This is a genomic window from Caldivirga sp. MU80 (assembly GCF_001663375.1).
Taxonomy (GTDB): domain Archaea; phylum Thermoproteota; class Thermoprotei; order Thermoproteales; family Thermocladiaceae; genus Caldivirga.
On the sequence record NZ_LCTF01000050.1, the window covers coordinates 1 to 9,435 of the forward strand.

General features: G+C 42.9%; 12 protein-coding genes. 10 read left to right on the plus strand and 2 right to left on the minus strand.

What is annotated here, in order from left to right:
• Nucleotides 1–746: fumarylacetoacetate hydrolase family protein (locus AAX04_RS10975; RefSeq protein WP_066798216.1), on the plus strand; the 746-nt coding region annotated here is incomplete at its 5' end.
• Nucleotides 747–790: 44 nt separating this feature from the next.
• Here AAX04_RS10975 and AAX04_RS10980 read toward each other — a convergent pair.
• Complete coding sequence (locus AAX04_RS10980; protein WP_066798218.1) at nucleotides 791–2,206, minus strand: MFS transporter; 1,416 nt, start codon at nucleotides 2,204–2,206, stop codon at nucleotides 791–793.
• 90 nt (nucleotides 2,207–2,296) lie between these two features.
• Between AAX04_RS10980 and AAX04_RS10985 the strand changes: the two genes are divergently transcribed.
• From AAX04_RS10985 to AAX04_RS12070, 9 genes are all read left to right on the plus strand, one after another.
• A complete protein-coding gene (locus AAX04_RS10985) occupies nucleotides 2,297–3,628 on the plus strand; it encodes an FAD-binding oxidoreductase (RefSeq protein WP_202904444.1) in 1,332 nt (443 codons plus the stop codon).
• 85 nt (nucleotides 3,629–3,713) lie between these two features.
• Nucleotides 3,714–4,151 (plus strand): hypothetical protein, encoded by a 438-nt coding sequence (locus tag AAX04_RS10990; RefSeq protein ID WP_066798220.1) that lies wholly within the window; start codon nucleotides 3,714–3,716, stop codon nucleotides 4,149–4,151.
• Between the two features lie 16 nt (nucleotides 4,152–4,167).
• On the plus strand, nucleotides 4,168–4,404 hold the full coding sequence (locus tag AAX04_RS10995; protein ID WP_066798222.1) for a helix-turn-helix domain-containing protein: 237 nt from the start codon (nucleotides 4,168–4,170) through the stop codon (nucleotides 4,402–4,404).
• Between the two features lie 61 nt (nucleotides 4,405–4,465).
• The gene (locus AAX04_RS11000; protein ID WP_066798224.1) at nucleotides 4,466–5,347 is read left to right on the plus strand and encodes an NAD(P)-dependent oxidoreductase; all 882 of its coding nucleotides are present in this window, start codon (nucleotides 4,466–4,468) and stop codon (nucleotides 5,345–5,347) included.
• 88 nt (nucleotides 5,348–5,435) lie between these two features.
• Nucleotides 5,436–6,551: an MFS transporter gene (locus AAX04_RS11005; protein ID WP_066798226.1), complete on the plus strand. Its 1,116-nt coding sequence runs from the start codon at nucleotides 5,436–5,438 to the stop codon at nucleotides 6,549–6,551.
• A 172-nt stretch (nucleotides 6,552–6,723) separates the two neighbouring features.
• Nucleotides 6,724–6,996, plus strand: a complete 273-nt coding sequence (locus AAX04_RS12060) for a hypothetical protein (protein ID WP_238377871.1) — start codon at nucleotides 6,724–6,726, stop codon at nucleotides 6,994–6,996.
• 81 nt (nucleotides 6,997–7,077) lie between these two features.
• Nucleotides 7,078–8,661, plus strand: coding sequence for a thiamine pyrophosphate-binding protein (locus AAX04_RS11010; protein WP_066798228.1), 1,584 nt, complete (start codon nucleotides 7,078–7,080; stop codon nucleotides 8,659–8,661).
• A 37-nt stretch (nucleotides 8,662–8,698) separates the two neighbouring features.
• Nucleotides 8,699–8,869 (plus strand): hypothetical protein, encoded by a 171-nt coding sequence (locus AAX04_RS12065; protein ID WP_156519832.1) that lies wholly within the window; start codon nucleotides 8,699–8,701, stop codon nucleotides 8,867–8,869.
• Complete coding sequence (locus AAX04_RS12070) at nucleotides 8,826–9,257, plus strand: hypothetical protein (protein WP_162270147.1); 432 nt, start codon at nucleotides 8,826–8,828, stop codon at nucleotides 9,255–9,257. The genes AAX04_RS12065 and AAX04_RS12070 overlap by 44 nt, the downstream gene beginning before the upstream one ends.
• Before the next feature lies 1 nt (nucleotide 9,258).
• Here the strand turns inward: AAX04_RS12070 and AAX04_RS12075 are convergent, their stop codons facing one another.
• Nucleotides 9,259–9,417 (minus strand): aldehyde ferredoxin oxidoreductase C-terminal domain-containing protein, encoded by a 159-nt coding sequence (locus tag AAX04_RS12075; RefSeq protein WP_255363642.1) that lies wholly within the window; start codon nucleotides 9,415–9,417, stop codon nucleotides 9,259–9,261.
• Between the last annotated feature and the right edge of the window lie 18 nt (nucleotides 9,418–9,435).

Consider the following 9,435-nt stretch of genomic DNA (forward strand, 5'->3'; position numbering starts at 1 on the left):
TGGGTCCTAGTGTTAATGTTGATCTTGATGAGTTGTTGGGTAGGGATTATACGTATAATGGCTTGAGGTTTACCAAGCCCTACGATCCACCTGAGGTTTGGGGTAGTGGTATTGTTTATGAGGTTGCAAGGGCTAGGTATTCAGAGGAGGATGTGGCGATGATAAAGGGTAGGTCAATCTACGAACTAGTCTATGATGCCGAGAGACCGGAGATATTCTTCAAGGGGACGGCCAATAGGTGTGTTGGTCATGGGGAGCCAATAGCCATTAGAAGTGATTCCGAGTGGACGTTGCCGGAGCCTGAGCTCGGTGTTGTTATTGACTCCAAGGGTCACATACTCGCCTACACAATATCCGACGACGTATCGGCGAGGGATTTGGAGGCACAAAACCCGCTCTACCTGCCCCAATCTAAGATATACAATGGCTCATGCGCAATAGGACCATTCCTAGTCACACCTGATGAGGTTGGTAATCCATACAACCTAAACATAACAATGAGGATAATTAGGGGTAATGAGGTAATATTCGAGGGAACAACAAACACATCAAAAATGAGGAGGAGGGTTGAGGAGCAAATAAAATACCTAATTAGGAACAACGATGTTCCAGATGGAACCCTACTATCAACAGGAACAGCAATAGTACCGGGTAGGGATAAGGGATTGAGGCATGGAGACATTGTGGAAATAACAATAACAAAACTAGGAACACAAAAAACACCAGCAATAAAACTAAAATCATAAAAACAATTAATATTTTAAGATTAAATTAAACCTATCATTACGCATCAGCCTACCTTAGCCTCCTCTGCTAACTCTGGCGGGTGGTATTTACGTGCATCAAACCCTATAATCAAGCCTAATATAGCCGTTGCTATCGCGTATATAGACAACGCAAATAATGTACCGGAAACACCAATCATCTTAAACCAGGTCGGGGCCCAGAACGAACCAACTACAGCAGCTAACTTAACGAAGAAGTAGCCCCAACCTGCCGCTGTCCCCCTCTCGCGTGCACCAAATGCAGCATTTATCGAGGTCATGCCCTGGCTAGCGGGGCCAATAACATGGAAGAAGAAGAATGTTGAAGCCCATAGCACAACAAGCCATAGAGGCCAGTGATGAATTAATGTAAGACCTAGTAAAGCCATCGAAGCACCAGTCATAAATGCGCCCATTACGTATTGGCTCTTAGTACCTATCCTAGGTGTTAGTAGTGCAGTTGTTACACCAGCCACGACGCCAGCACCATAGAATATTGCGGAAGCCTCTATCGTGGCTAATGGACCGGCTAATTTAAATGTTAACAATATGTATGGCAGGTAGAAACCCCACGAGTAAAACTCAAAGGCTTGCTCGAAATTACCATTGAAACAGTAAACAAGCTCCTTCCACTTACTCCTCCTGAATATACTAAATACACTCTTCCACGACCTAGCAACTTTCCTGAGCTCCACATCTACGTCTGGGACGTCTGGTAGGTCAATGCCGTAGGTCTGTTTTAGTATTCGTTTGGCTGTGGCGAGTTTGCCCTGGTATGCAAGCCATAGGATAGACTCGGGTATTCTTGCTCGAAGCATTAATATTATGAAGGCAAAGATACCACCAAGAAACATTATTATCCTCCAGAGCCAGTGAGAAAGTGTATGCGTTATAAAGTAGAAGGGCAGAATAACGAGCGCTATCGTCACTAGGTACATAATATACCACTGAAGTTGCCATAGGTTTGACCAAAATAGCCTTTGTTGCTTTTCGAGATATTCGAAGATGTAGGTGAAGCCCGTAGCTGTATCAGCTCCTAATGCAAATCCCAGTAACGTTCTAAATACCGTAAATGTATATGGATCAGGAGCTAGACCAGCGCCGATAGCCATCACTGTAAAGAGTATCATGTTGAGTATGAACATGTTCCTCCTACCAATCCTATCAGTCAACCAACCACCAACAATAGCACCAATGGTAGCACCAAGCTGAACGGCTGCAACGGCTAAACCGAATAGGTATGTTGACATCCAGGGAAATGTTGCTTTAAATGCTGCGGTTGCGAATGTGAAGGCTGCGAAATCATAGGCATCCACCCATAGAGACGCTAAAGCAAGAATTACTATGTAACGCGCAGTTATGTTCTTTGTCGACAGAACCACCTGATATAACTTGGCGATACCACGTTCTATCTCCTCCCTTGAGTACTGCACACCACTCATTGAAGTTTCACTGTATTAAGAGTATTAGAGCTCTAATTCTTACCTGTTAGAGCTCTAAAATATAGTCTATTGACTTAATTATGTAATATCGTGAGAGGTAATAATTACTTAATTATTAATAAATTGAAAGATTTAGGGCTAGAAATTAGTTTTGAAGAGCGTACAGATTTCATTGGTTTTAAAGTCAAGCCCCTAGTTATTGTTTACCCGCAGGGTGAGGATGATGTCATTAATATTGTAAGGTTAGCTAGGGAGTTCCGTATATCGATAGTTCCGTGGGGTGCTGGTACGAGCCTGACAGGGGCTGTTTCCTGTGATGGTTGTATACTACTTGATATGAGAAGGATGAATAAGATACTTGAGATCAACACGATCGATTGGTATGTGAGGGTTCAACCTGGCGTAGTATTAGATGATCTCAACAAGGAGCTCTCTAAATACGGCTTCTTCTTCCCACCAGATCCAGCTAGTCATTATATGTGCACAGTTGGTATAATAGCCACAGACGCTGGTGGTATGAGGGCCTTAAAATACGGAACAGTTAAAGATTGGGTCCTGGCATTAAGGGTTGTTTTACCAACCGGCGAAGTCATTAAGGTTGGTGAGCCCCTTAAGAAAAACAGGACTGGTTATGACTTGGTCCACCTATTCGTTGGTAGTGAGGGTACACTAGGAATTATAACCGAGGCTTGGCTTAGGATAATACCGTTGCCTAAAAGAAAGGTACAAACACTGATTGTGTATTTAGATGATATGGAGACCCTGGCTAAATTCGTTTATGAGGTGAGGAGGCGGGGTATAATGCCGGAATTAATGGAGTATATGGATCCATATGCAATTAATGCGGTAAACCAGGCATTTAATTCTGGTTTAAAAGTTGCAGATGGTGGCCTAGTTATTATAATGATTGAGGAGGATTTAATTGACGAGTTACTTAATATACGTATTAATGGCCTAAATATCGTTACTATTAATGAGGAGGGGGCACGTAGGATTTACGAACTTAGGTCAAGGGCTGGTGAGGCTATAAAGGCTGTATATGGAAGTTTTTACTCAGAGGATATAACAGTACCGATATCACGGCTCGCAGAGGCAATAATTAGGCTCAAGGAACTTGGTGATAAGTATAGAAAGCCAATGCCGATTCTGGCGCATATTGGTGATGGTAATATGCACCCACATATACTCTACAAACCTGGAGAGGAGGAGCTTGCCCAAAGGATGTATTATGAGGTTGCCCGCATAGCGATTGAGTTAGGGGGTACAATAAGTGGTGAGCATGGTATTGGGCTTCAGAAGAGGGAGTTACTTTATGAGCAATACCTCGTAAGGAATAACATAAAGACGCTGGAGGTCATGAAAAATATAAAAAGGTTATTTGATCCGAACGACATTATGAATCCGAATAAGTATATTTACTAAATATAAATAAAAATAAGAAAATGAAACAATTACTCAAATTAAGGAAGAAAAGATAAAAATATCCTTAACAAAAATATTTATACTTATGAAGTTAATAAAGCTTTATGTTCAGATGGAGCACTTCAATGATTGGAGTTATTATACCAGGGATTTTGATGGTGTGATGACCATAATGCGGTATTATTATCCGTATAAGGAGCGGGGGTATAGCTTTGAAGTTATTACTGTTAATGGTAAGGAAAAAGATACCCTCAAATCTTTCATTAGAAGGTTTAGGTATCTGGGAAATATCATTGATGTGGTTTCAGTAAATAAGCTAAGCAATAGGCAGTATGAGGTTATATTTTTAGGTGATATTAGGGGTATGCTGAAGTACATAATCCTTAATTATGGCGGCATAGTTGTAAGCTCACATGTTGGTAATGGTGTTAAGGATTTCACGGCATACTTCATTACTAAGGGTAATGATGTTGATTTGAGGTTTAATGATTTATATAATGAATTAATTAAGTATTTATGGTAGGGTAATAACGTTTAAGGTGAGTAGGTTATCTAAACATGCAATATTTACTTCGCCAATCTATGAATTGACGAATATAGAGAGGAAGGTATTGCTTGAGGCATACAATAAGGGTTTCTTTAATTACCCAAGGAATGCAAAGCTTGATGATTTATCTAGGGAGTTTGGATTGAGTAAGGCTACGATTAATATACACCTAAGGAACGCCCTGAGAAAAATAATCAACGCTTATATAAATAATGCATCGCATGAATAATTTTAATATTTTTACCTGTAGTAATTAGTACTTAAATATTAAGGACTCTAGTCTCATTTTGATGAGGGTTGGTATTGTTGGTTTGGGTAGGATGGGTGGTGCCTTTACTAGGAATCTTCTCAGGAGGGGTTATGATTTGTACGTTTATGATATTGTTAGGTCTAAGGTTGAGAATTTTGAGAAACTAGGTGCTAAAGGCGCATCCTCACCAGCTGATCTTGCTTCTAAGGTTGATATTGTACTTACGAATGTGCCTAAGGCTGAGGATGTGCTTGATGTTTACCTAGGGGCTAATGGCATCGTTCATGGGGCAAAACCCGGTTTAATAGCCGTTGAAACCAGTACCACCGACATTTCGAGTAAGTTAAGGGTTGCTAGTGAATTATCGAGTCGGGGTATTAAATTCATCGTTGCAATGCTTGGTTTAACCGTGCCACAGGCTGAGAGGGGTGAGACGCCGTTGTTCGTTGGTGGTCCTGAGGATGTTTTTAGGGATCCAAATGTTCAGAGGTTGTTCATGAACTTGTCGTCAGGTAAGATATTCTACATGGGCTCCATAGAGGCTGCTGTGGCCTTCAAGTTAATAACGAACTCAATAGGCTTTGCGCAATTGGTTGCTTTACTCGAGGGTATTGAGTTCATTTCGAAGTTTGGTGTTGACCTTGAGAAGTTCCTCAGTGCGGCTAGGGAGACTGCGGCTTATAATTATTGGTTTGAGGCTAGGCGTGATAAGCTTATGAAGGAGGATTACTCAGCATACTTCCCCATAGACTTCATAATCAAGGACCTAATGTACACACTGGAGTCGGCTAAGGATGTGACCTGCCCGTTACCAATGACAAGCCTAGCAGTCCAGCTATACATAATGGCAAGCAGTAAGGGCTACGGTAATGAGGACGGAATAGCCCTAAGAAAACTACTGAAAGATCTCTGCAAGAAATAATTTATTCTTGGTAAATGTACGATGTAAAATGAAATTAATACAGTTTAGATTTTTTCCTTAAATACTTCCTCGATTATCACCTTAACGTATGGGTTATGTTCATGAGGAGAGGTGGACTAGGGAGGGTGTGGGTGCCGTCACAGCCCAGTCACTGGGTTTTATGCTCGATGCCTACGACCTCATGTTCGTCACATCATTAACTCCCATTTTAGCTAAGGTTCTCTTGCCGTCAAAATTACCTGCCTGGTTGGCTTATTACATAACATTATTTGGCTATGCATTCACATTAATAGCTAGACCCGTAGGTAGTGCCCTCTTTGGTAATCTTAGTGATAGACTAGGTAGGAGAGATACCTTAATGATTACAATACTTGGCTTCTCCGGCATGAGCGCATTAACAGCGGCAATACCAACATATGCGCAGGTCGGTATCTTAGCTTACATAATATTCTCAATCATGAGGTTTATAGAGGGAATATTCATAGGGGGAGAGTACGCGGCTGGTCATGCCTATGCTATTGAATACAGTCCCTCTGGATGGCGTGGTTTTGTTGGTGGCCTCTTACAGGGTGCATTTGGTGTTGGCGTTGGTTTAGGAGGTACGGTTGTGACTTTATTCACAGGCATATTAGGAGAGAAAGCCATGTATGCCTATGGGTGGAGATACGTTTTCCTCACGGGTCTTCTACCAGCAGTAGTGGCCTTTACCCTTAGGTATTTACTACCAGACACACCTGTCTTTCGTGAAGTTAAAGAAAAGGGGCAGTTAGAGAGGGTGCCCTTCTTCAGTTTATTTAAGCCTCCTGTACTGTGGGTTTTCCTACAGGTAATGCTATTAATGACGGGTCTCTTCTTTAGTTCATGGTCATTATTTGACTTTGCTGTTGGTGTTCTTACAAGGGCAGGTTTACCATTAGGCCAAGCCGCATTTTATTATGGGATAGCTGGGTACATGGCTATAGTTGCCGATACTGCGTGGGGTAGAGTATCAGATATTATTGGAAGAAGGAGGGCATTCATCATTGGAGCCTTAACATCGGCTATCGTAGCTATACCAGCCTGGTATTCATGGTACCTTGGTGCTACATTTAGGAATTACTTATTACTTATAATCGGGACTGTGGTTGTTGGCTGGATAACACAGTGGGTCTGGGCTGTTTCGGTTTTCACGATTATTCGTAACGCCTATTACCATTGGTGGTGAAGCGATGGGTTTTAAAGCCCAACCCCAACACCTTTGCCAGTTACCCTGGGTTTCCAAGACCCGCAGGGCGATGAACCCCTGGCGACAGGGTGGGGAGCCGCTGCGGTGAGGGGGCTCAGGGAGACCGTCGAGAAGGAGACGGCGGATCAACCGCCATCTCCGGAGAGACGGTATGGTACCCGCATACCTATCTGAGCGCTTTGCCACACAGAGGAGGGCGAGTGGTGTTGGTTTTGGTTATAGCTCAGGCTTGTTCATTGGGGCTTGGATACCCTTATATGCAATACCATTATATGCATTATTTTATCCAATTGAGGATGGGAATATCTGGTTTACGGCATCTTTCTTTACAATACTAGCGGCTGTGCTCTACGGTATTGGAGCCTTTTTAGGACCGGAGACTAGGGGTGTAAGTATGAGGAATGTTAGGGAAAGATTGAGGTAATAACTATGCTCTTTCCCGATGTATTTATTGATTCACTGCTTAGTGGTGTGGATTACGTGTTTACAGTAGCTGCAGAACATAATGCCTCTATTAAGGGCATTAACATTTCACGGAATTCATGTTATCAATGCTAAGTTTGAGCCATCCATGGGTTTTATGGGTCTTGTGTATTCAAGGTTGTCTTCAAGACCTGGTGTTATCATAGCCACAGCAGGGCCTGGGGTGTTTGGTGCCATTTCCCCCACAGCTCAGGCGTTTATTGAGGGTGATCCAATGGTGATTATAGCAACGGTTGTTAGGGATGGCAGAGGTACCCAGATGCATCAATTACCAAGTGATGATGCACAATTGATGGCCTTTAAGCCTATCACTAAGGCTACCTTTAGAATCAACAACCCTGAGGAGGTGGGCGACGTATTAATGAAGGCCTTTAGTATTGCCTTAAGTGGAAAACCAGGTCCTGTATATGTCGAAATTCCCTTGGACATCGTCAACAGCGATGTTGAACATGCGGCTAAACAGCAATATAATATTGAGAGGCCTCTGGCTTCTGATGAGGAGGTTGCTGAGGTTGCTGACTTATTGGCTGAGGCTGAGTATCCAGTTATCCTTGTTGGTAGAGGGGTTCGTATTGCCAATGCCGAAAAATTGGTAATTAAGCTAGCTGAGTTGCTTAATTCGCCAATTGTGACTACCGTGATGGCTAAAGACGTAATCCCAAGTAGCCATAGACTCTATGCGGGTGTTGCTGTTGGTAAGGCTGGTAGCATGGTAGCACATGAGGTACTCAGTAAGGCGGATGTTGTTCTAGCCGTAGGTAATAGGTTCAGTGAAATAGGTACTGGTAGGTATAGTCTCGATATAAGAGGTAAACTTATTCATGTGAATGTTGACCCATACGATCTGGGTAGGGCATACAAGCCCCACATTTCTATACTATCTGATGCCCATTATTTCCTCGAGAAATTATTGCAGGAATTACGTAAGAGAAATATTAGGCGTAGGGAGGATATACCTGGTGAGTTAAGGAGATTATGGTCCCTGGAGAATGAGGATCTCGATAAATATTACACTGGCCCATCAGGAGGTATAAAGCCCTGGGAGGTCATTAAGGCTGTTAGGAACGTATTCGTGAGGAAGAATACGGTATTTATTGGCGATGTCGGTGCGCATAGAATTGAAAGTTTCCTAATGCCCATTTATGAGGGTGAAAGGTACATAACAACAACAAGCTATGTCTCAATGGGACTCGCCGTACCAGGTGCTGTTGTCGCATCCATTATGTACCCTGATAGGGATGTTGTTGGTCTTGTTGGTGATGGCGGATTCCTAATGACGGGTCTTGAGGTATCCACGGCAGTTCAATATGGGGCTAAGCCTAAGATCGTGGTTTTTAACGACTCAGCCTATAGGGTCCTTGGGGTTTACGAGAAGGTTAGGTTTGGAGGGGTTACTGATGAATTGGTGAGGTTACCACAGGTAAACTTTGCAATGCTAGCTGAATCCCTTGGTGCTAAGGGTGTTGTAGTTCACGATAGGAGTGAGTTGATAAGTGCATTGGAGGAGGCATTGAATACAGATAAGGCCTGTGTTGTGGAGGTCCATATAGACCAGAAGGCCATACCAATACCATACCAAAGACTATACGGGATAAGCACGCTTTAAAGCAAGGCTTTTAGAAGCCCTAACTATTAAAAAATATGTGGTTAAGAGGGTCATGATTAATGAGGAGGTGCTTGAGGCATTACTTGAGGGTAAGGTTAGGTTACGTAAGGATGTTAAGTTGAAATACGGCAAGTATAGGGTGGTTAGGAGATACGTTAGGGTGGGTGTCGAAGGTGGTAGTGAGGGTAAGGGTAAGATTAATCAATGAGAGCACAGGGCGCAGTTCCGAGATAATCGTGCTTGTTAATGGTGGTGCTGAGAGTGAGGTTCCTGTAATCGCCGTGACACCGAGCATAGCCAGGGACATCGGGCTTAGTATAGACGATATGGATTTGATAGAGGTTGAACTAGCATCGGGAGTTACCCATAATTATATATCGAGGAATACCGTGCTAGCGCAGTTACTGGACGATGTAGGCAGGGTACTATCTCAGGCGCGGGTGTACATAGCTGTTGATGAAAATTTAACGGAGCCTCTAATGACCGATATTACGATAGATGAATTGGGCATTCAAGTCATAAGTTTCAGTAGGGGCCTCTGGAGGCATGTAAATGATCCACCAAATGTTGTGCGTAAAAGTGCTACCAGGTATTAGATTATACGTCTAATTCCTTAACCTTTCCATCTTCTGTTAATCCTCTCTTCCTATAATATATTGGTAACCACTTCTCCACTATGCTTGGTACCTTAGTATCGCTCCTATTTGCATGTGGTGTGAGCATTCTCTGTGGTAGTTTATCGTCCTTGCTCGTCACCCCTAGCTGGTTGTCTAT

What these genes read in the sequence shown, in the direction of transcription:
- AAX04_RS11005 (WP_066798226.1), top strand. Translation starts at nt 5,436, where the DNA reads ATGGGTTATGTTCATGAGGAGAGGTGGACTAGGGAGGGTGTGGGTGCC.
- AAX04_RS10980 (WP_066798218.1), bottom strand. Translation starts at nt 2,206, where the DNA reads ATGAGTGGTGTGCAGTACTCAAGGGAGGAGATAGAACGTGGTATCGCC.
- AAX04_RS11000 (WP_066798224.1), top strand. Translation starts at nt 4,466, where the DNA reads ATGAGGGTTGGTATTGTTGGTTTGGGTAGGATGGGTGGTGCCTTTACT.
- AAX04_RS11010 (WP_066798228.1), top strand. Translation starts at nt 7,078, where the DNA reads ATGCCTCTATTAAGGGCATTAACATTTCACGGAATTCATGTTATCAAT.
- AAX04_RS10990 (WP_066798220.1), top strand. Translation starts at nt 3,714, where the DNA reads ATGAAGTTAATAAAGCTTTATGTTCAGATGGAGCACTTCAATGATTGG.
- AAX04_RS12060 (WP_238377871.1), top strand. Translation starts at nt 6,724, where the DNA reads ATGGTACCCGCATACCTATCTGAGCGCTTTGCCACACAGAGGAGGGCG.